21 protein-coding genes and 1 pseudogene are annotated in these 19,950 nt (G+C 45.9%); 8 read left to right on the top strand and 14 right to left on the bottom strand.

What is annotated here, in order from left to right; genetic code table 11:
- Positions 1–32: 32 nt before the first annotated feature.
- The 3 genes from RSJ68_08805 (at position 33) to RSJ68_08795 (ending at position 2,298) form a co-directional block, all read left to right on the top strand.
- Positions 33–821 (top strand): N-6 DNA methylase, encoded by a 789-nt coding sequence (locus RSJ68_08805; GenBank protein WNU96539.1) that lies wholly within the window; start codon positions 33–35, stop codon positions 819–821.
- A gap of 17 nt (positions 822–838) precedes the next feature.
- Positions 839–1,054: a hypothetical protein gene (locus RSJ68_08800; protein WNU96538.1), complete on the top strand. Its 216-nt coding sequence runs from the start codon at positions 839–841 to the stop codon at positions 1,052–1,054.
- Positions 1,055–1,758: 704 nt separating this feature from the next.
- A complete protein-coding gene (locus RSJ68_08795) occupies positions 1,759–2,298 on the top strand; it encodes a hypothetical protein (GenBank protein WNU96537.1) in 540 nt (179 codons plus the stop codon).
- Positions 2,299–2,322: 24 nt separating this feature from the next.
- On the opposite strand, the gene RSJ68_08790 is transcribed toward RSJ68_08795, so the two are convergent.
- From RSJ68_08790 to RSJ68_08730, 13 genes and pseudogenes are all read right to left on the bottom strand, one after another.
- Positions 2,323–3,573 carry a Y-family DNA polymerase gene (locus RSJ68_08790; protein WNU96536.1) on the bottom strand — a complete coding sequence of 417 codons (1,251 nt, stop codon included), beginning with the start codon at positions 3,571–3,573 and terminating at the stop codon, positions 2,323–2,325.
- A gap of 1 nt (position 3,574) precedes the next feature.
- The gene (umuD, locus tag RSJ68_08785) at positions 3,575–4,156 is read right to left on the bottom strand and encodes a translesion error-prone DNA polymerase V autoproteolytic subunit (protein WNU96535.1); all 582 of its coding nucleotides are present in this window, start codon (positions 4,154–4,156) and stop codon (positions 3,575–3,577) included.
- 101 nt (positions 4,157–4,257) lie between these two features.
- Positions 4,258–5,427 (bottom strand): response regulator, encoded by a 1,170-nt coding sequence (locus RSJ68_08780; protein ID WNU96534.1) that lies wholly within the window; start codon positions 5,425–5,427, stop codon positions 4,258–4,260.
- On the bottom strand, positions 5,420–7,597 hold the full coding sequence (locus RSJ68_08775) for a sensor histidine kinase (protein ID WNU96533.1): 2,178 nt from the start codon (positions 7,595–7,597) through the stop codon (positions 5,420–5,422). The genes RSJ68_08780 and RSJ68_08775 overlap by 8 nt, the downstream gene beginning before the upstream one ends.
- Entirely contained in the window at positions 7,590–8,852 is a 1,263-nt protein-coding gene (locus RSJ68_08770; GenBank protein ID WNU96532.1) for a DNA cytosine methyltransferase, read from the bottom strand. Before RSJ68_08770 ends, RSJ68_08775 begins: the two co-directional genes overlap by 8 nt.
- Positions 8,853–9,158: 306 nt before the next feature.
- Positions 9,159–9,380, bottom strand: a complete 222-nt coding sequence (locus RSJ68_08765) for a hypothetical protein (GenBank protein ID WNU96531.1) — start codon at positions 9,378–9,380, stop codon at positions 9,159–9,161.
- A gap of 3 nt (positions 9,381–9,383) precedes the next feature.
- Positions 9,384–10,010, bottom strand: a complete 627-nt coding sequence (locus RSJ68_08760; GenBank protein WNU96530.1) for a recombinase family protein — start codon at positions 10,008–10,010, stop codon at positions 9,384–9,386.
- A gap of 8 nt (positions 10,011–10,018) precedes the next feature.
- Complete coding sequence (locus RSJ68_08755; GenBank protein ID WNU96529.1) at positions 10,019–10,693, bottom strand: Fic family protein; 675 nt, start codon at positions 10,691–10,693, stop codon at positions 10,019–10,021.
- Between the two features lie 214 nt (positions 10,694–10,907).
- Positions 10,908–11,972, bottom strand: coding sequence for a traS protein (locus RSJ68_08750; GenBank protein WNU96528.1), 1,065 nt, complete (start codon positions 11,970–11,972; stop codon positions 10,908–10,910).
- 10 nt (positions 11,973–11,982) lie between these two features.
- The gene (gene mobC, locus RSJ68_08745) at positions 11,983–12,534 is read right to left on the bottom strand and encodes a plasmid mobilization relaxosome protein MobC (protein ID WNU96527.1); all 552 of its coding nucleotides are present in this window, start codon (positions 12,532–12,534) and stop codon (positions 11,983–11,985) included.
- A gap of 82 nt (positions 12,535–12,616) precedes the next feature.
- On the bottom strand, positions 12,617–13,810 hold the full coding sequence (locus RSJ68_08740) for an amino acid aminotransferase (protein ID WNU96526.1): 1,194 nt from the start codon (positions 13,808–13,810) through the stop codon (positions 12,617–12,619).
- A 104-nt stretch (positions 13,811–13,914) separates the two neighbouring features.
- The gene (locus RSJ68_08735) at positions 13,915–14,325 is read right to left on the bottom strand and encodes a YqaA family protein (protein WNU96525.1); all 411 of its coding nucleotides are present in this window, start codon (positions 14,323–14,325) and stop codon (positions 13,915–13,917) included.
- Between the two features lie 48 nt (positions 14,326–14,373).
- Positions 14,374–14,487, bottom strand: a pseudogene (locus tag RSJ68_08730) (IS5/IS1182 family transposase).
- 194 nt (positions 14,488–14,681) lie between these two features.
- Between RSJ68_08730 and RSJ68_08725 the strand changes: the two are divergent.
- The 4 genes from RSJ68_08725 to RSJ68_08710 all read left to right on the top strand — a co-directional run bounded on the left by RSJ68_08725 (position 14,682) and on the right by RSJ68_08710 (position 17,814).
- Positions 14,682–15,905 carry a sugar MFS transporter gene (locus tag RSJ68_08725; protein ID WNU96524.1) on the top strand — a complete coding sequence of 408 codons (1,224 nt, stop codon included), beginning with the start codon at positions 14,682–14,684 and terminating at the stop codon, positions 15,903–15,905.
- A gap of 230 nt (positions 15,906–16,135) precedes the next feature.
- Complete coding sequence (locus RSJ68_08720; GenBank protein ID WNU96523.1) at positions 16,136–16,759, top strand: alpha/beta hydrolase; 624 nt, start codon at positions 16,136–16,138, stop codon at positions 16,757–16,759.
- A 255-nt stretch (positions 16,760–17,014) separates the two neighbouring features.
- Positions 17,015–17,638, top strand: a complete 624-nt coding sequence (locus RSJ68_08715) for a TSUP family transporter (GenBank protein WNU96522.1) — start codon at positions 17,015–17,017, stop codon at positions 17,636–17,638.
- Positions 17,542–17,814 carry a hypothetical protein gene (locus tag RSJ68_08710; protein WNU96521.1) on the top strand — a complete coding sequence of 91 codons (273 nt, stop codon included), beginning with the start codon at positions 17,542–17,544 and terminating at the stop codon, positions 17,812–17,814. Before RSJ68_08715 ends, RSJ68_08710 begins: the two co-directional genes overlap by 97 nt.
- A 97-nt stretch (positions 17,815–17,911) precedes the next feature.
- On the opposite strand, the gene wrbA is transcribed toward RSJ68_08710, so the two are convergent.
- Positions 17,912–18,514 (bottom strand): NAD(P)H:quinone oxidoreductase, encoded by a 603-nt coding sequence (gene wrbA / locus RSJ68_08705; GenBank protein ID WNU96520.1) that lies wholly within the window; start codon positions 18,512–18,514, stop codon positions 17,912–17,914.
- Between the two features lie 139 nt (positions 18,515–18,653).
- On the opposite strand from wrbA, the gene RSJ68_08700 reads away from it, so the two are divergent.
- Positions 18,654–19,895, top strand: coding sequence for a YihY family inner membrane protein (locus tag RSJ68_08700; protein WNU96519.1), 1,242 nt, complete (start codon positions 18,654–18,656; stop codon positions 19,893–19,895).
- Positions 19,896–19,950 lie beyond the last annotated feature (55 nt).

Below are 19,950 nucleotides of genomic sequence, written 5' to 3'. Positions count from 1 at the left end.
CAAAGGTCGTCTGAAACCTTCGGGAGAAAAAAATGGATAACACGGTTAAAGACCTGAAAAAACTCATTTATTCATTCGGTGCGACGTATAAGCCGTCTGATGTTTTCCGTGATTTCGTAGAGCTGGCAGCACTTGCGATTTTTAATAGTTATATGCGGGATGATGATTGGGAAATACGCGAGGAGCGATACCACACTATCCGCCGAGAATATAAAGAAGAGGCTTTTAAAATCTTTCCTGAGCTGTTGGGCGTTTTGGCTTCGGGCTGCATTAGAGCGGTGAACGTCGGAAGCTACGAAGATTTTTTGGGTGAGCTTTATATGGACTTGGGCGCGTCGAACGAGCGTAACGGGCAGTATTTTACGCCGATGTCAGTATCAAGGATGATGGCGAGACTGGTAGGAATCGATGCGGCGGAGAAACTGGAGAAACAAAGATTTGTTTCTTTGCTTGAGCCATGTTGCGGCAGCGGTGCGAATCTGCTTGCCTTTGCGGAACATATCGCAGATAGCGGAAAAGTTCCGACTTTACATATGGCAGCGGTTGCGGTCGATATAGACGTGTTATGTGTGTGGATGTGTTTTGTGCAATGCCATTTTTACGGTATCCCCGCAAAAATCATACATGGAGACAGTATAAAAAACGAATTTTATACGGCATGGCGCACAGTGCATTGGTTGCGTGGCGGTTTTGAAGACGATATGAAAGCCGAAATTGAAGCCGACAAAATAGCCGCTTTCGACGCAAAACAGCACAGTCAAGACGAAACGAAGATAACCGCCCCCTTATTGACATTGGAAGAACAGTTGGTTTTGTTTTAAAGAAAGACAGAAGAGTGATGATTCAAGAAGTTAAAGAAGTGAATATGATAGATAGAATTTTAAATGAAATTTCAGCGTTAAGCCCAAAGGAAATCCGAGAAATTTTTATGCGGATGTGGCGGCATATGGATGCACTGAATGACGGCTTGACGGCTGACGATTGTGTCGAACTTTTTGCAACCGCTTTAAAAGGCAGTTCAGATTTGACCTATGATTTGCTGAAAGACACCTGACATGATTATCGCGTTGGAACGATGACAGATACATTTACATTATTGCCGCGTGAAACGTATGACAAAATGTTTTCTGAATGCCTTAAAGGTAAAATTCCCGCTGAAACGGAGCTGGAAACTGAAGCCCTAATAAAGCTGTTGATGTTCGAAAACGTATCTGAAGTAGAGGCAAGCATTAGAAAAGGTTTATTAGGGCAACACATTTTATAGGTTCTGATAAAAATATATCTATGATACAGGAGCTTACGATGAAAACATTCAATGGAAAATTGAAGATTTCAAGGCTAATTACCCGCATATATGGTGGACGGGTAGAGCAGATTATTTACAATGACTAAGATATAGAGGTCGTCTGAAACGGCGATTTCAGACGACCTTTATATGCTGAAGGGAAATGAAAGAAAAAAAAGCCCGCCGCGGCCCTGTTACCGCCTCTCAAGGTTCTGCCGAAACGTCCTCACGCCCCCAAGAGAAAAACAGACTTAGGCAACTTTTCCGGCACCTTCGGCAGCCTGCAAAATTGCCACGCCTGTTTTTCTCTTGCCCCCTACGGCGGGCTTTTTTATTTATGCAAGATTAATACTATTCAATCTAGTAGCTGACAGCTCTTAAACTGGAGCTATTTAGACAAAATATCTGCCTTTGTCGATTTTGAGCGGTGTTTGACGTGGGCAGGGATGGAAAATAACACATAAGGAAAACTAATGCTTTTACTAAGGCGTGAACACATTGATCGCTTGTTTGATATGTTGATAGCAAACCGCAGGTTTGATACTCCATTTAAAATTACGGAGTACGATGGTGGGATGAATTTTTTGGGTACGTTTGGCGAAGTCCCGGTACACGAGCTTGGAAACCGATCGGCGACATTGTGCTTTGAATGGAAAGGGAAGATCTCCGAACCACGAGATACCCATGATATTGCGGGGATGAAGCCAAACATTCTTTATGACTTTAACGGATCAGGACGGCACTTTGATAACCCTGATCCACGTTACCTGCTTCCTGTGGGTTCAAAAGGGTTGATTCTGAAGCATATCGTGATTAATGACGAAGACGAGCTTTTGAGGATTTGGTGTAACCGACGAAAAATTTATTTTTACCGATACCGGATATTGAAAGCCACCCCAATTGTGCGGAACATTTTACTGCATAAGGCATGGCAGGAAATTTACCGGATAAATGAAATATGCCGTAACACTTCATTTGAAATTTCCATATGCCACCGCCCATCTTTAATTTGATAAGGTCATGGGGACAATCCTCTGTCAAACTATGAGTAAATCAACAAAACGTGTGGTATAGCATTGACTCAATCTGTCCCTATTCATCTCCCAGTTGTTAGCCAATAGTTCTGACGCAAGTTTCAGATGGCCTCTACCGTACCGACGATTGATTTTATCCCATGCCTCCATGACCGGATTGTTAGTTTCGGACTGCAAAAGGTCAGTCTGTACCTGTCCGGCTGGTTTCAGCCCATGCAATTCAATCCCGCATTTTTTATAGAGGTAGCCGCTTCGATAAACATCCGCCAACAGATTTTGCGCCTCGCGGTTCAGAATGACGGTATCAGCTGTCGGTACGGCCAAGTTACGACTCAGGCTCTTATGGTATTGAGGGGCTTCTTCCCGAAAAAAATCCGTGTGTAAGAATACGGTAACGGCAGAAGCCGCCAGTCCGTCACGACGCAAGGCTTCCGCCCCCGAGCTGATGTGATGTGTAATCGCCGCCTGCAACGCCTCCGGCGTTTCGATACACGTTCCAAAACTGCGGCTGCGGACAAGATTCTGCCTTGTTTGTGGTTCGAGGTACAAACCATCACAGGCAATACCCTGCATTTCTCGCTGCGTCCGTTCGACCGTCACACCGTATCGCCGGCGTAGGGTCGCAGTATCCGCTCGAACGAAGTCTAATGCGGTATAAATTCCCTGTGCTGCGAGTTTGGCCGCCGTTTTCCCCCCGATTCCCCAAATCTCATCGACACCCTGGCTACGCAAGGCACGAAGGCGGACAGACTCATTCCAATCTGACCAAACCACCACTCCTCCAAAGTGATCGGGGTAACGTTTGGCAAGATGGTTGCAAAACTTGGCCAGCGTCTTGGTCGGTGCGATGCCGACGCAGGTCGGTATACCAACCCACTGCAATACGCGATGTCTGATTTGGCCGCCGAGTTCGGCGAGGTTTTCGATACCGGCCATACTGGCGAAACATTCGTCAATTGAATAGACTTCAACCGCAGGGACACAACCGGCGATGGTTTCCATCATCCTGCGGGACAAGTCGGCATAGAGTTCGTAGTTACTGGAAAAGGCTTTCAGACGGCCTTGTCCCACTAAATGTCTTACTTTGAAATACGGCTCGCCCATCTTGATGCCAAGCGCCTTTGCTTCGGCAGAACGGGTAACCACACAGCCGTCGTTGTTTGACAGGACAACGACTGGGATATTCTTCAATTCCGGTCTGAAAACTCTTTCACAAGAACAGTAAAAGCTGTTCCCGTCAATGAGGGCAAACATCTTAACTCCCCTGTCGGACATCTTTTATGACAAAAGTCACAACACCGACAACCGACCATGTGTCTTCATCGGTTGGTACAAAATCCGGGTACTCGCCGGAGGCATTTTCAGAGTGTAGCTCAGGCTTGCGACCTGGAACTTTGTACAGTCGTTTGATCGTAAACTCATTGCCAACATCGGCCATCACAATATCGCCGTGCTTCGGCGTTTTGGATCGGTCGATGATCATAATATCGTCTTTACCGATACCCGCGTCGAGCATGGAATAGCCGCCGGAACGTGCGGCGAAAGTGGCAGACGGGTTTGTAATAAGGTATTCGTTAAAATCGAGATAGTCAGCAACATACGGCTCCGCCGGCGATGGGAAGCCAGCGGGAATTTTCTCGAGAGCATATGGGACTTTTAGTGTTGTCCGATTGATGGGTATAAGGCTGCCTTGAGGCATAGCTGTAAAAGCAATCATGGCATCCACTGTTGGTATCAGCGACACAGGAATACGCTTGACTGCCGTTGCTTCACCAGATTTGCTTTTTCGACCAGCTCCTTCTCTACGACCACCTCGTCTTTTAGGAATTTCATCCATGATGCTATATTTGAATTTGTAACGAAATCATTTTAACAGAAAAAAACGGCTGTCGCGAATATTCGGACAGCCCGTTTATGTTCATTATTGAAGAATTGAAATCATAGATTTATATTAATATCAGGTTGCCCTTGTCGTGCATAATAGGATGAAAATCGCGATATTATGTCTTTTAGAAACGGACTGGCTACTTGAATAACAGGGCTATTAAAAGAGTTATCTAGCTCTTCTTGAGAATATGTAGAGACTCTTCTAAAATTAATGACAGCTCCATTATTAAAACAACTAGTCTTGGGAAGCCAACAATAATACAAATTTTTTGTATTTCTTTGGTATTTTATTAAGTCTTTATCTTGTTGCTTTGAAAGATACTCTCCTTGAGACTCAAGATTACTTCTCTGCCTTTTTTTAAGTTTTTTACCACCATGGCAATTACTAATAAAATAGTCATCACATAAAATATCTTCAAGCATTTGAATCTCAACCAGTAATGCTCTATCAGTATTGCATTCTCCCCCTTCACGCTCTGCCAAATCACAAGCAGGACTCAAAACAATATAAAATTTATTGTTATCTTTATTTTTTAAAATGCACCCTGTATCTACTTTTACTTGATCCAGCTCTAGGTTTGGCAAATGTATATACATTTCATCAGGGTAGCAATTTTCACTGCTTTTATATAATTCATGAATGAGATGATTAAGCGTATAGCGCAGTAAAGCTTTTTCCGTGTTATCCGGATCTTCTTCTGCATAAGAAACCCAATTACTCTTTTCTGAAACTGTTGGTTCCGGTGAAATTTTAGGAAGAAGGTATTTTATAAAAATTTGACTTAGACTTTGTTCAATTTGACCTTTTCCTCCCATTATTTTGGTTAATCCAGTTTTGTAAATATCCCAAAATTTATATATAAGCTGTCCATATGTTATATCTGCTTTTTTAAACAGACCAATTGAAGGAATATCTGTTACATCTGCAACATCAGGAGTTCCAGTATATATTGCTACGGGTATCCGTTTTAAATGCTTTCTTATTACATCTAAAGCCTGATTTCCCTCATTGCCAGAATCAGCTAATTTCATATCGATAATTGCACCATCAAAGTAAGAATTCTCTAATGCTTTTGATGCATTCTCTATATTGGTATAAGTTTCTAACCGAATACACCACTTCTTGTCTTTGTGATCATCATTAAAATCTTTTACGGCGTTCTGACAAGATTGCGTCTCTTCAACGTTATCTTCGATAAGAATTAACGTCATATTATTCATTTTCATACCCTTTTGTAGAAAGTCTAAAATAAGCTCCGGTAGTAGATTCTAAAGCTGTAAGTTTTAACCCGTTTCTATCAGCAGCTTCACCTGCAATTGCCAAACCGATACCTGTACCACCCGGTTTAGTGCTAAATTGAGGTTCAAATATAAGATTATCCTCAATAAGATTGGATTCTATCCCAGGACCTGTATCACGAAAATCTATATAACTTAAAGAATTTTTCTCAGTAATAATACTGATCATAACTTCCCTAATGTCAGTATTTTTCTCTGACAGCCAAAAGATGCTATTTTCTATAAGATTAGTAAATATAGCAGCAATATCCTGTTGCCATGCTTCTATAATTGCACTTCCACTAATTTTGAATTTAATGCCCTTATCTTCCATTTGTTGACGAAATATTGCAAAACAATTAGAAATTTCATTCTCTATAGATAATTGTCGTTTAGCTGGGCGTTTTCCCATGGCAAGAGGGTCTAGTCGTAAAAAGAGGTCAGAAAATGTTTTAGCGTTTGAAACTGTATTGTGTGCAATTGATTCAATCGTTTCTATATGTTCAAAATCACTTGTTTCCTTGTATTTCTTGATAAATCTATCTATTCTAGGAACTTCATTGCGAAAATAATTTAGTGGTCTTCGGCCTTCATGTAAAACCACATTCATAATTTTCCCCAAGGTTGCTTGTCCTTGGTAAGTCGCAATAGCTTGACGGATTTCTTCTACTGTCTGGCTTTTTTCTTCTTCTTCTTTACTGATCAATTCAATAACTTCTTCTGCTGATTTTTCATTCATTCCCCCTGCAATCAATTTTTTATGAACAGTTTGTTTTAAATTATCAAAAGACAAAATCCGATTAAGCTCTTTTTCAACTTTAAGTGCAGGTTTACTCAATCCTACTTTACGCCTAAAACTGAATCTCCGTATTTCCAGCTCTTTAATCACATCGTTTGTAATCTTCTGCAATTGTTTATAAGCGTTATTATCACGCAAACCATCCCTTGCACTCTTCTCTATTAAATCGGATTCTTCCTCAGAGCCAATTAGTACATAACCAATTACTTGGTTGCTACCAATTTTTTGAGCAGGTTTTTGAATTCTCTTTTCATTGAGCTGCAACCAGTCAAATTCAGGATCCCCAAGGGGGCGAATCCGAAATCCATTACGATAAACTCCAATCCCATTAGAATCATTAAGAATCTGTCGGGCCAGCAATTTTCCAACATAGTTGCCATTATTATCTTTAAGACCGCGGTGGATTAATTGTTCTATTGATTCTTTTTCCCTGTCGTAAACACGGATATCAAAGATTAAATCACCACAACTAGTAGGCTCTCCTAAATTAAATGAAATAACCTCGTCTACTGTATTTCTTGCTTTCTGCAAAGTATAAGTCAGAGTACCTTTGCCATTTGATTCAATTTTCCCAGAAATTTTATAATCGAATAAATCAAAGATAGGGTATGGGGCAATGGTCTCCTCTATATCTTCAAAATCAGAAAACCCACTGATTTTCAGATGAATCTGAAAGTCCTGAGCAGTTTTGTCGATTGAATTTTGCACTGGGGATATCAGTTTTTTTAATTCAAAATTTAATCTAATAAACTGATTTTTATCCCATTCTTTGTAATAATCCTGTCCACCCTCGATTGTTAAAGTAGTTCCATGAGGTTCTTTAGTTGAGTGGCTTTCAACTAAAATTTCAACATCATCCAAGTATTCAGATTTTTCAAAATCACGCCAGTCAACCAAAACTGTTGTTTTTTCGGCACCTTCTGAAACTGTCTCTAGTAATAAGGTAGAACCAAGCATAGATGCAGCATAGCGGCCTATCCCTTTACGACCTTGCATAATTCGACCATCCGGACTTGTTCTGCGCTCAAGCTTATCCGGCGTTGATGGAACCATCCACTTGTTAATCACAGTATCTTGTGACATCCCATGACCATAGTCACGGACAGTAATCTCTATTCTTTTCTCAGGATTGCCACTTATATTTTCTGATGGTTTTTCAGTCGCTTTAAAATGTATTTCCACAGATTTTGAATCCGCATCATAAGCGTTTTTTACAAGCTCAACGATAGCAGCATAACTGTCCTGAATCAGATCTCTACCGATGGTTAATAAATGTCGTCCAGCCGGTCTTATTTTATAAGCATTTTCACTCATGCCAATTCTCCTTCAAATTTTCTGCAATTTTTCTTGCCAGTATAACTGGAACAGCATTACCAATCTGCCTGAATGCAGCGGCTCTACTTGGTTTATCAGTGCACCCCTCAAAGTAATAATCATCTGGAAAAGTTTGGAGCCGTGCAGCTTCTCTAGGAGTGATTGATCTATTCTGTTTGGGATCTGGATGGATATAGTAATGCCCATCCTTTGCAAGATGAGCTAATACTGTATGAGATGAGGATAAATTACCTGCTACAACTTTAAACCTGTCCGCAAATGCGGTACGATTCTTATGAGTTTTAAGGTTTTCAGGTAAATCATTATATTCCATCCTTTTACCTTCCTTGCTCCACAGATCTGCTACCATACGATATATTTCTGAATCTTGTTGATTCAGCGGACGCGCAATATGCCATGTAACAGGGATGTTATCGTTTTTTATACCTGAATCATACAACCATTGACCGGAATATTTCTTCGTCTTGCATGGTCGCACACTTCCCTCTCCTGCATGAATTACAGGAAGATCTGAAAATATTTCATTGACACACACGTTGGGTCTTTCAATCTCAAGTTGAGGATAAAATCCTGTTTTTTCTCCTCTTCTACCCATAAGGATAATTCTTTTACGAGCTTGAAGTGCACCATAATCATTTGCATTAAGGATGCGATATTCTGTTTCGTATCCTAACTTTTTAAAAAGCATCCTCATTTCTTCAAAATAATATCTTCCGTCAGCATCTTTTGCAGACAAAAGTCCCGTTACATTCTCGAAGACAAAATATCTTGGTTGGTAACGTTTTAGAAACTCACCGTAAAATTTGTACAGATAATTACGTTTATCACCAAGCATCTTATTAGAGTCGCATGATCTGCCGACCAAAGAATAAGCTTGACATGGGGGACCACCTATAATCAGATCAAGAGAAGAATTTTCAAGTAAGTCATCAATTTGACTAAAAATTGTTTTTAAAGAATCTTCTGAAATTTCTTTATTAATTACCGTCTTTGAAATATGTTCAGGGATATTTTTATAAAATTCAGTACGGTTTAATTCCCCTTTTAAGTAATCAACATATAAGCTTAGCTTATCAACGGATTTTAACCAGTGATAAGCCATGCGAGTTTGAAGAGTAAAACAGGCGGCCTTGTCTGATTCAATATGAGCAACGGGCTTGTAACCTGCCTGAATGAATCCTTCGGAAAGTCCGCCTGCGCCAGCAAAAAGATCCAAAAAACGCAATTGTGCCATTCTATTCCTTGTAAATTTTAATTAAGAAATGTGAAATTATTAGTTATAAATTATAAGCAGCGTGAAATACATTATACCAGGTTAAATATAACAATAGTAGGCAGTAGTTCATCAAAGGGTGCGACCTAATTTAATCATCGCCCGATGTCCGTACACGGTAGTATCTACCTTTTAGAGATAGTTCTATACATAAAATTATAGGATGTGATGGTATTTAATTATAAATTTACCACTTCAGAACAAGTGCTTAGTTCAGTTTTTAATAGGATGTATGATATTTCGTCATAGTTATTTATTCTTGAGTTTTTAAGGTATAGCATCATATTTTTGATACAAGACATTACACTCCTCCGCTATTCGATTGAAGTCGATATTTTCCGGTTTGGTGTCGTATAGGAAACCACGCAACTCAGCAATGCGTTTTTGGTCTTCCGAGCGCACCTCCGAATAGGGTGTTTTGCGTGAAATAAGTGCCTGTACACTGGCAACACGCTCAATTAGAGCGTCTTTCTGCATTAATGTAGCCAATTTTCATTCCTCTTTTGAGATTTGAGATTGTTTATGTTGCCGCATTACCAATTTGACTAATGATACGCTGCATCCGGCTAGAGCGGCCGTTTCTTGAAGGGTATGGTTTTGGCGTAGGCTGACAATCAGTTTATGCTTTTGGATATCTGCTTGACGACCTTTGAAACGCCCCTGTTTTTTTGCCTCGGCAATACCGGCGGCTTGGCGGTTACGACGTTGTTCGTAGTCGTCTCTGGCCATTTGTAGGGCAATTTTGAATAACATGGTTTGTATGCTGTCCAAAACGATTTTGGCGATTTCGGAATCAGTTTGGATTTGGCTCAGGTCGATAATGCCGGGAATGGACAGGATCGCGCCTTTTTCGCGGATGCGGCCGACCAGTTTTTCCGCTTCTGCCAAAGGAAGGCGGCTGATGCGGTCTATATGTTCGGCTATGATTACGTCGCCTTCTTGCAAGTCTGCAATCAGTTGGTTCAACACAGGTCGGTCGGCACGGATGCCGGAAGCCTTTTCTTTATAGACTCCCGCAATGTAGTAACCTTCAGCCTTGGCTTGTTCGATTAGGGTGTTTTGCCGCTCGAGATTTTGTTCTTCGGTGCTGACACGTTGGTAAATTCTCGCTGCTTTCATTGTCGGCCTCAGTAGTCGATACCAAAAATACAGTTTTGATACAGGAAGGCGACCACATCGGAATCATCGCCAGAGCGGTAGAAAGCTGAAAGTTTTTCGTTGAACTCAGGCATTTGCAGTTCGGAAATTTCCAAAATACCGCAGCCTTTTTCTATTAACAGCACGTTGGCAAACAGCGTGGCCGTTCTTTTATTGCCGTCCCAAAAGATTTGCTGCCGCATAAAGGCCAACATGGAGCGGATGGCAGTTTCAGTGGTTGAACGGCTTCGGTTTGCAATTTGACCGAACAGGTTCTGCACTTCAACTTCCGATATGGCGGGCGGGGTATGGCGCGATCCGTCAACTAGGGTAACGCCGACTGTACCGGTACGAAAATCTCCGAGAGCCAATGAATCTTCTTGGGAAACGATACTGTTGATTTTTTTTAACAGTGAAATGTCAACAGGAAAGCCGTCTGAAATATGGCGTATCACATATTGATAGGCACGCTTGAGGTTTAGGATGGTCTGAATATCGTTCAAGGATACCGAGGCAATATTTTGCCCGTTGATAATCTGTTCGGTCTGCAACAAAGTTGTCTGACAGTTTTCAAACCTGCTTAGATTGTGGATTTGGGCAACCAATACCTTTTTGGCCAAAAAGATATTTTCTTTCAGGCTGAGATTATATTTGTCGGGAAACACTGTTGCTCCTTATATGGGACAAGATGGGTAATTTGAGTATGCTCTAATTGACCAATATTAAATAATAGGGCAATTTGAAATAATATGGACTCAAATTGTCCATTCTGTTTGCCCAACGGGCAACATGATTTGCACAGTTTGACTCATCAAAAAAACAAAAAAGCCCTACGGCCGTACAGATGTCTGTATGACCGTAGGGCTTTTGCTTTATCGTTTAACGAAAGGGGTCGTTGTCTTGTTCAGCATTTGATTGCTTGAAAGAGCGGGTTTCGTGTTGCATTTGAGGTCTGACTTTTTGGTCGTATTCCTGTTGAGCTTTGGTGCTTAGAGGCTGTCCGACCATATCCTTAGCAAGTTTACTGATAAGCCGGGCTTCATTTTTGTGTCCCATCTTATACAGTTCTTTGGCAATTAGACCGTATTCAGCCAATATGTAACCGCGTGTCTGCATGACCTTCTGAATGTGGGGATGTGTCGGTCGTTCCAAGTTCTTGATGGCTTGGTTCAACTCCTCCAGCCGCGGCTTTTCAATGCGGGGGGTCGCTCCGCGTTTCTTCATTGCTTTCACTATGCCGTTTTCGGCTTTGTGTATCTTTCCCCTGTGCTGTCGTTTGGTGGCGGCGCACTCTATGCCTTCCTCACGGAGTTTTTCGGCAAAACGGACACGCCATTCAAAAAGGTCGTTTTTGCGTGGGTTAAGTCGCTGCCCATAAGTATCTCTCATCAATACACACAAATGGACATGGGGATGCTCGGGTTCACCTTCTTTTTCAGATTCGTGATGCAAAGCAAAGAGGTATTGATGGTCGGCAAACTGTTCGGCGGCGAAATTGCGTGCTGCATTCAATACCGCCTGTGGAGGTGTTCCGGCAGGCATTGACAGGACGATATTGAGAGCTTCCCTATGTTTGCCTCTTTCGGGAATATTAAGTTTCTGCCAGTCATCAAGCTGTGATTTGACAGCTTTCTTTCCATTTAACTTTTCGCCGGAATGATTTTCGACAGTAGTTTTACCATTTCGGGAAATATAGTCCAAATGGTTGCGTATGCCCTGCATACCGTTAGAGTTACGGCTAAGACGCTTGGGGATTTTAACCATGACTTCAGGGTGTTTTTTTGCGGCGGCTGTCAGGTTGGCCAAACCGCTGCCCGGTTTGAGCGGAACGCGGGAATTTGCCCGGTGTTTGGATTTTGGGATGGGGATACCGGAATCTTTAGCTCGGACGGAACGGGTTTTGTAGCCCAAGAACCAGTCGTCTATTTTACGGTGCAGGGACACGGTTTTGCTCCTATTCGGACAGGCGTTTTCGGTTGGTACGCAGTACGTCGCCGACCCTTTGGGTGTGCTGTTTGATGTATTGGGACAGGGCTTTGATCTGCTCGGACGTGAGGGATGCGCCTTCGCCCCTATTGAGCTGTCGGGCGATTTGGTTGAGGTTGCGGCCTATACTTAAAAGCTGGTAGTTTGACTGGAAAAGCACTTTGACTTCGGCCGCCGTCAGTAGGGGATGTTTGCGGACGTGCGACTGGACTATATCGCGTATGATGTCGTTCACGCTGCTTTTGTGCTTTTCGGTGGCGGCTTCGAGGTAGGCACGGTCTTTTTCTGGAAGGCGGACTGTAATGCGCCTGCTGCCTGTGGGCGGTGGAAGTCTGACCAGTTCGGGTTCTTCCAGTGCAACCAACCGAGCTTTGAGCGTATTTTTTGCAAGCAGCGATACACGGGGTTTTCCGTATTCCTTACAGGCAATTTCGCGTAAAGCTGCCAATTCGCCTTCGGTTAAACCGAATACGCGCAGGGCAAGGCGTTTGTCGTCGGTTTCAATTGTGTCCTTACTCATCTGTCTGTCCTAATACCAAAAGGTCGTCTGAAAACCTGAAGCCTAGGTTTTCAGACGACCTTTTGGTATTGCCTGATGCGGATTACAACACTTTTACAATGCTTTCGCACAGGTAGTCGATGTTGTCATCGGTAATACCGGCGACGTTAATGCGGCCGGAGCGCACGGCGTAGATGGCGAACTCGTTTTTCAGGCGGTCGACTTGTTCGGGCGTGAGGCCGCTGAAGGAGAACATGCCGTTTTGTTCGATGATGAAGTCGAAGTCTTGATTTGCGCCTTTGGCTTTGAGCAGTTCGACGAATTTTTGGCGCATGGCTTTGATGCGGCCGCGCATTTCGTCGAGTTCGGCAATCCATTGTGCTTTCAAATCCGCATCTTTCAATACGAGGGCAATGGTGTTCGCGCCGTGGGAGGCGGGGTTGGAGTAGAGGGTGCGGATGATGGTTTTGACTTGGCTGTGGGCGCGGGCGGCGGTCGCTTCGTCTTCTGTGACTAAGGTGAATGCGCCGACGCGTTCGTTGTACATGCCGAAGTTTTTGGAATAGGAGCTGGCGATGAGCAATTCTTTGTTGTATTTCAGGAAGGTGCGCAAGCCGTATGCGTCTTCTTCGAGGCCGTTGCCGAAGCCTTGGTAGGCGAAGTCAAACAGCGGCAGCCAGCCTTTTTCGGCGGAGAGTTTGGCGAGGGTTTCCCATTGTTCGGGAGTAGGGTCGATGCCGGTGGGGTTGTGGCAGCAGCCGTGCAACAGGACGATGTCGCCTTTTTGCGCTTGGCTCAGGTCTTCAATCATGCCGTCCCAGTCTAGGCCGTGTTTGGCGGCGTCGTAGTAGCGGTAGGGCTTGTCTAGGATGCCGACGGCTTTGAAGATGGCGTTGTGGTTGGGCCATGTGGGGTTGGAAATCCAGACGGTTTGTGCGTTCAACTGGCGTTTGGCGAACTCGGCGGCAATACGCAATGCGCCTGTGCCGCCGAGGCTTTGGGCGGTTTTGGCGCGGCGGCTGGCGATGATTTCGTGGTCTCTTCCAAAGAGGAGGATTTGGGTTTGCTCGTTGTAGTCGGCAACGCCGTCGATGGTGAGGTAGTTTTTGGTGGTTTCGCTCTCGAGCAGGCGTTTTTCGGCTTCTTTGACGGCTTTGACGATGGGGGTCGCGCCGGATGCGTCTTTATAAACGCCGATGCCGAGGTTGACTTTTTCGGGACGGGTTTCGGCTTTGAATGCTTCTCCCAAGCCTAAGATGGGGTCGGCGGGGGCGGCTTCGATGTGCTTGAAGAACATGATTTCTCGCTTTGAAAAAAATGAAGGGACGGGATATTTCCTTTGGGATTTTACGCTGTTTCAGGTCGTCTGAAAATGAATGCGGCAGGTTTTGTGCAAATGGTTTACATCATGCCTTTGATGCCGGCGAGGATGATGCCGTAGCGCAGGATTTTTCCGGTCAGGAGCATGAGTGCGGAGGTGTAGGGGTTGAGCCTGAGCCAGCCTGCGGCAATGGGCAGCGCGTCGCCGATGACGGGCAGCCAGGCAAACAAAAGGGGCAGGGTGCCCCAGCGTTGGAGCAGGCGCAGGGTTTTTTCAGACGACCTTTTCTTGGACGGAATCAGCCGCCCCATCCAATAGGAAACCATGCCGCCCAAGCCGTTTGCCAGTCCGGCGCACAACCACGCGCCGTATGCCTGTTCGGGATAGGTGTAGATAAACGCGGCGAAGGCGGCTTCGGACGTGCCGGGCAGGATGGTGGCGGAGGTAAAGGCGGAGGCGGCGAGTCCGAGATAGGCGTAAATGAGGGGCATGGCGGATAAATTTGCGTCAGGTCAAAGGTCGTCTGAAATAAGATTTTATAGTGGATTAACTTTAAACCAGTACGGCGTTGCCTCGCCTTGCCGTACTATCTGTACTGTCTGCGGCTTCGTCGCCTTGTCCTGATTTAAATTTAATCTACTATAAGTCGTTTGCGGCTAGGTTAATTGTAAAATTCAGACGGATTCTGTCTATAAAAATGGGTTATCGGACAGAATCTTGCTGAAACTCTATGTAGTCGGCGCATTTCCAGTGTTTGCAAGAATGGCAAAAGCCAGTATGATTCGGCCCGTTATTAACGAATATTAACTGTTTGTACGGTCAATTCCAATAAATCGAAAGGCAAATCATGTCTGCGCCATCACAACAAAACCATAATCCCGCGCTGGTCGTCCTGACCACGCTCTTCTTCATGATGGGTTTCATCACCTGCATGAACGACATCCTGATTCCGCATCTGAAAGAAATTTTCGAGCTGACTTATGTTCAGGCGATGCTGATTCAATTCTGTTTTTTTACCGCCTATGCCATCATGTCGATTCCGATGGGGCATCTCGTCGGTAAAATCGGCTATAAAAACGGCGTCATCGGCGGCTTCTTGCTGACCGCCGTCGGATGCTTGCTGTTTTATCCCGCTGCGGGCAGTCACTCTTACCCGACTTTCTTGGGCGCGCTCTTCATTCTTGCTTCAGGCGTAACCCTGTTGCAGGTTGCAGGCAACCCGTATGTAACCTTGTTGGCGAAACCGGGCAAAGAATCCGCTACGCTGACTTTGGTGCAGGCATTCAACTCATTGGGTACGACCATCGCCCCGCAAATCGGCGCGTTCCTGATTCTGGCGGATGCGACGCAGACCGCCAGCAAAGCCGAACAGATTTCCTCCGTTCAAATCCCTTACTTGGGTTTGGCAGGCCTGTTGATTATCCTTGCCGTCTTCGTGAAGATGATCCGCCTGCCTGACGCGCGCAAAATCGCCGAAGAAGAAAGCGAACACAACCACGACGGCAAAAGCAGCGTGTGGCAATACAAACACCTCGTCCTTGGTGCGGCAGGTATTTTCTGCTACGTCGGTGCCGAAGTATCCATCGGCTCATTGATGGTCAATGTCTTGGGCTTCCTGAAAGGGATGGATCATGCTTCCGCCGCCCAATACCTGTCGTTCTACTGGGGCGGCGCCATGGTCGGACGCTTCCTCGGCTCGGCAGTTATGGCGAAAATCGCGCCCAACCGCTACCTTGCCTTCAATGCCACTATCGCTGTTGTCCTGCTCATCATCGCCATGATGACCGGTAAAGGCAATGCCGACGTCGCCATGTGGTCGCTGCTTGCCATCGGTTTCTTCAACTCCATCATGTTCCCGACCATCTTCTCGCTGGCGACCAAAAATCTCGGTAAATTCACCAATGCTGCTTCAGGCGTACTCTGTACTGCCATTGTCGGCGGTGCGATTGTTCCGGTCGTACAAGGTTGGGCGGTCGATACTTACAGCCTGATGTCGTCTTTTGTCGTATCAGCCGTGTGCTACCTCTACATCGTCTTCTTTGCCCTCAAAGGTTATAAAGCCGACGAGTAAGCGTTGACTGAACAAAAGGTCGTCTGAAAACTTGGAAATCAGGTTTTCAGACGACCTTTTTGCTTTGCGGCGGACTTGTAAACCTGATCCGCCCAAACCGAGGTCGTCTGAAAATACGGCAACAGATTTTAACCGGAGCTTAAACCCGTTTTCAAAAGACAAAACGCGTCCGCAATATGGTCTGACTGACTTATGGCATAATGCTGGCGGCAAAAATACAGGAGGCCCTCATGTCGAAAATCATCTTATTGCACGGACTGCACATGCACTCTTGGGTGATGAAACCTTTAGCGGATATGCTGGAAAAGCAGGGCTTTGACGTTGCCCTGTTCGGTTATTACAGTGTCTGGCACACCATGCAGCAGCACACGCAGGCATTGGCGGAATTTGTTGAAAAACACGATACGGGCGAGCCTCTGCATTTTGCCGGACACAGTCTGGGCGGGCTGGTGTTGCGCCACTTTGCCGCCGCCCACCCCGAAAAAATTACCGGACGCATCGTTACCTTCGGCACGCCCCACCAAGGCAGCCGGGCTGCGCAAAGGGTGTTCCGGCTCGGATTGAAAACCCACGTACTCGGCGGCGCTTATCGCGATGCGCTCGACGGCGGCACACCCGATTTGCCCGAGCATATCGAATTGGGCAGCATCGCTGGTAACAAACCGCTCGGGCTGGGGCGCGTATTGGGTTTGCACGGCGAACACGACGGTACGGTTTTGGTCAGCGAAACCCGCTGTCCGAATATGCGCGACCACGTTATCTTGCCCGTCAGCCACAGCGGTATGCTGTTTAAGCACATTACTGCTGAGCAGACCGCAACATTTTTGCGCGAGGGGCGGTTTAATCATGGCTAAAAAACTGGGATGACGGGATTTGAGAATAATAAAAAGGTCGTCTGAAAACTTGGAAATCAGGTTTTCAGACGACCTTTTGGCAGAAGAAACTGTTTGAATCGGTTAACTGATTTGCAGTTTATTTTTACAAAAATAAATAGTGTTGACAATTTTTGTAGTGGTCATTAATGTACCGACACTTTATTTGAGGTTTTCAACAGCCCTGCGTACTGTACTACCTACAAAAATTTAAATTTAATCAAGAGGAAACAATCTATGGAGCAACTATTTATTCCTGGCAGTATCATTGCCGATTATTTTTATCTCGGTCTTTTCCTGCTGGTTGCCGCGTCTTTGATTGCGGGCTATGTCGATGCTATTGCGGGCGGAGCCGGGCTGATTTTGATTCCTGCGTTTTTGATGGTCGGCCTGCCGCCGCAGGTCGCGTTGGCACAGGAAAAATTGGTGAGTACCATCGGTACGGTGGCTGCGATTAAAAACTTTATGAAAAGCAGTTCGATTGTATGGCGCATTGTGCCGGTCGGCATCGTTGCGGCTTTAATCGGGGCGTTCGTCGGTGCGAAAGTCATTCTGATTCTGCCTGTGGAAACCATCAATTACATCATTCTTGCGTTTTTACCCATAGGCTTGCTGGCAACTTTGTTCAAAGGCGTTTTGCTGAAAAAAGACGATGAACGCGGCGAGATAAAAAAATCCGCTATCGCCGTCTTTTTAACTTGTCTGATTGTTGGTTTTTATGACGGTTTTTCGGACCGGGCACGGGCAGCATTTTCATCATCGCTTTGTTTGTCATCAACAAATTGTCGTTGTTGCAGGCTTCGGCTACTTCCAAGATTTTCAATTTTGCTTCTAATATCGGGGCATTCGTCGCTTTCTTGATAGCGGGGAAAATGGCGTTCCTAATCGGAATCCCGATGATTTTGGCGAATTTGTTGGGCAACCATTTCGGCAGCCTCCATGCTATTAATTCAGACGGGGAAATCATCCGTAAGGTTTTGGTTGTAACGGTTTTGCTGATTATTGCTTCGATGGCATATAAGGATTTTTCGGCTTGACGGGCAGATGTTGGTAAAAGGTCGTCTGAAAACTTGGAAATCAGGTTTTCAGACGACCTTTTAGCTTTTGGCAGATTGGATTTCTAAACTGCCCGCTTTAAGCCAACTTGACGGCGAGTTCTGCCAGCCGTTTGCCTTGTGCGAAGGCAATGTCGTTTTCTTCGGCGGTCAGGACGGGTTTGCTGTCGTGTCCGGCGACGTGGGATGCGCCGTAGGGGGTGCCGCCGCTTTGGGTGTTGCCGAGGGCGGCTTCGGTGTAGGGGATGCCGCTGATGATCATGCCGTGGTGCAGGAGGGGGAGCATCATGGTGAGCAGGGTGGTTTCTTGTCCGCCGTGTTGGGAGGAGGTGCTGGTGAAGACGGTGGCGGGTTTGCCGGCGAGTTCTGCGCCGAGCCACAGGGGGATGGTGCCGTCGATGAAGTATTTCATGGCGGCCGCCATGTTGCCGAAGCGGGTGGGGCTGCCTAGGGCGAGGGCGGCGCAGGTTTTGAGGTCTTCGGCGGTGGCGTAGGGTGCGCCGCTGTCGGGGATGTCTTTTTCGACGGCTTCGCAGACGGCGGAGACTTTGGGGACGGTGCGCAATACGGCTTCGCAGCCTGCGACGCTTTCGATGCCGCGTGCGATTTGGCGGGCGAGGTTGAGGGTGCTGCCGTTTTGGGAGTAGTAGAGGACGAGGATTTTGAGGGGGTTTGGGTTCATTTGGGTATTCCGTTATAATGGCGGATTTGCGGGAAGGCCGGGCTTCGGGGGAAGTGTTTGTCCTGAGCAGGATATGAATCGGTTTTCCGGCAAAATTTTTTATTATTGCTGTTTTTATTTTTAATTTTTGGGAAAGATTATGCTGTTTTTGAAATGGTGGCAAGGTTTGTCGGGCAGTAAGCTCTTTGCGTTTGCACGATTTGTCGTCCGGCGTTTCGATGAGGAGCGCGTGCCGCAGGCGGCGTCGAGTATGACCTTTACGACGCTTCTGGCTTTGGTGCCGGTATTGACGGTGATGGTGGCGGTCGCTTCGATTTTTCCTGTGTTCGACCGCTGGTCGGATTCTTTCGTCTCGTTTGTGAACCAGACCATCGTGCCGCAGGGTGCCGAGATGGTTTTCGATTATATCAATGATTTTCGCGATCAGGCGGGGAAATTGACGGCGATCGGCAGTGTGATGCTCATGGTTACGTCGTTGATGCTGATTCGGACGATAGACAATACCTTTAACCGGATTTGGCGGGTCAATACGCAGCGGCCTTGGATGATGCAGTTTTTGGTGTATTGGGCGTTGCTGACTTTCGGGCCGTTGTCTTTGGGTGTAGGCATTTCCTTTATGGTCGGCTCGTTTCAAGGTTCCGCGCTGGCTTCGTTTGTGCCCCAATGGATGGGGGGAGTGCTGCAAACCTTAGGCACGCTGTTTTTCGCAACGCTTTTGCTGTGGTGTCTGTACCGATTCGTACCCAACCGTTTTGTGCCCGGGCGCCATGCTTTCATAGGGGCTTTGATTACCGCGTTTTGCTTGGAGACGGCTCGTTTCCTGTTTGCCTGGTATATGGGCAATTTCGACGGCTACCGCTCGATTTACGGAGCGTTTGCCGCCGTGCCGTTTTTCTTGGCGTGGCTGAATTTGCTCTGGACGCTGCTGTTGGGCGGCGCAGTGCTGACTTCGTCGCTGTCTTATTGGCAGGGAGAGGCGTTTCGCAGGGATTTGGATTCGAGCAGGCGGTTTGATGATGTGCTGAAAATATTGATCCTCTTAAATGATGCGCAAGAAGAAGGTAGGGCGCTGACTGTCCAGGAGTTTAGAGAATACATCAATATGGGTTACGATAAATTGGGAGAACTTCTGGAAAAGCTTGCGCAAAGCGGCTATATCTACAACGGCCGTCAGGGCTGGGTATTGAAGACGGGGGCAGATTCGATTGAGTTGGGCGAGCTCTTCAAGCTCTTCGTTTACCGCCGTTCGACAGACCGGCGTGATGAAATAAGCCGTACCTTCGGTGCGGTCATGAGGCCCTGTTTGAAGAATCTGGACATGACGCTGGCTGAATTCGCTTCATATACGGGAAGTGCGAGAAAGCGTAAACGCTCTTATTGATACCGGCAAAAGGTCGTCTGAAAGCGGTTTCAGACGACCTTTTCTTATTGCCTGA

The organism is Neisseria sp. DTU_2020_1000833_1_SI_GRL_NUU_006 (genome assembly GCA_032388755.1).
In the GTDB taxonomy this organism is placed as follows: domain Bacteria; phylum Pseudomonadota; class Gammaproteobacteria; order Burkholderiales; family Neisseriaceae; genus Neisseria; species Neisseria sicca_C.
This window is presented reverse-complemented; position numbering and strand designations above follow the sequence as displayed.

What these genes read in the sequence shown, in the direction of transcription:
- RSJ68_08780 (WNU96534.1), bottom strand. Translation starts at nt 5,427, where the DNA reads ATGAATAATATGACGTTAATTCTTATCGAAGATAACGTTGAAGAGACG.
- RSJ68_08790 (WNU96536.1), bottom strand. Translation starts at nt 3,573, where the DNA reads ATGTTTGCCCTCATTGACGGGAACAGCTTTTACTGTTCTTGTGAAAGA.
- RSJ68_08800 (WNU96538.1), top strand. Translation starts at nt 839, where the DNA reads ATGATTCAAGAAGTTAAAGAAGTGAATATGATAGATAGAATTTTAAAT.
- RSJ68_08725 (WNU96524.1), top strand. Translation starts at nt 14,682, where the DNA reads ATGTCTGCGCCATCACAACAAAACCATAATCCCGCGCTGGTCGTCCTG.
- mobC (WNU96527.1), bottom strand. Translation starts at nt 12,534, where the DNA reads ATGAGTAAGGACACAATTGAAACCGACGACAAACGCCTTGCCCTGCGC.
- RSJ68_08770 (WNU96532.1), bottom strand. Translation starts at nt 8,852, where the DNA reads ATGGCACAATTGCGTTTTTTGGATCTTTTTGCTGGCGCAGGCGGACTT.
- RSJ68_08760 (WNU96530.1), bottom strand. Translation starts at nt 10,010, where the DNA reads ATGAAAGCAGCGAGAATTTACCAACGTGTCAGCACCGAAGAACAAAAT.
- umuD (WNU96535.1), bottom strand. Translation starts at nt 4,156, where the DNA reads ATGGATGAAATTCCTAAAAGACGAGGTGGTCGTAGAGAAGGAGCTGGT.
- RSJ68_08735 (WNU96525.1), bottom strand. Translation starts at nt 14,325, where the DNA reads ATGCCCCTCATTTACGCCTATCTCGGACTCGCCGCCTCCGCCTTTACC.
- RSJ68_08715 (WNU96522.1), top strand. Translation starts at nt 17,015, where the DNA reads ATGGAGCAACTATTTATTCCTGGCAGTATCATTGCCGATTATTTTTAT.
- RSJ68_08775 (WNU96533.1), bottom strand. Translation starts at nt 7,597, where the DNA reads ATGAGTGAAAATGCTTATAAAATAAGACCGGCTGGACGACATTTATTA.
- RSJ68_08805 (WNU96539.1), top strand. Translation starts at nt 33, where the DNA reads ATGGATAACACGGTTAAAGACCTGAAAAAACTCATTTATTCATTCGGT.
- RSJ68_08795 (WNU96537.1), top strand. Translation starts at nt 1,759, where the DNA reads ATGCTTTTACTAAGGCGTGAACACATTGATCGCTTGTTTGATATGTTG.
- wrbA (WNU96520.1), bottom strand. Translation starts at nt 18,514, where the DNA reads ATGAACCCAAACCCCCTCAAAATCCTCGTCCTCTACTACTCCCAAAAC.
- RSJ68_08720 (WNU96523.1), top strand. Translation starts at nt 16,136, where the DNA reads ATGTCGAAAATCATCTTATTGCACGGACTGCACATGCACTCTTGGGTG.
- RSJ68_08740 (WNU96526.1), bottom strand. Translation starts at nt 13,810, where the DNA reads ATGTTCTTCAAGCACATCGAAGCCGCCCCCGCCGACCCCATCTTAGGC.
- RSJ68_08700 (WNU96519.1), top strand. Translation starts at nt 18,654, where the DNA reads ATGCTGTTTTTGAAATGGTGGCAAGGTTTGTCGGGCAGTAAGCTCTTT.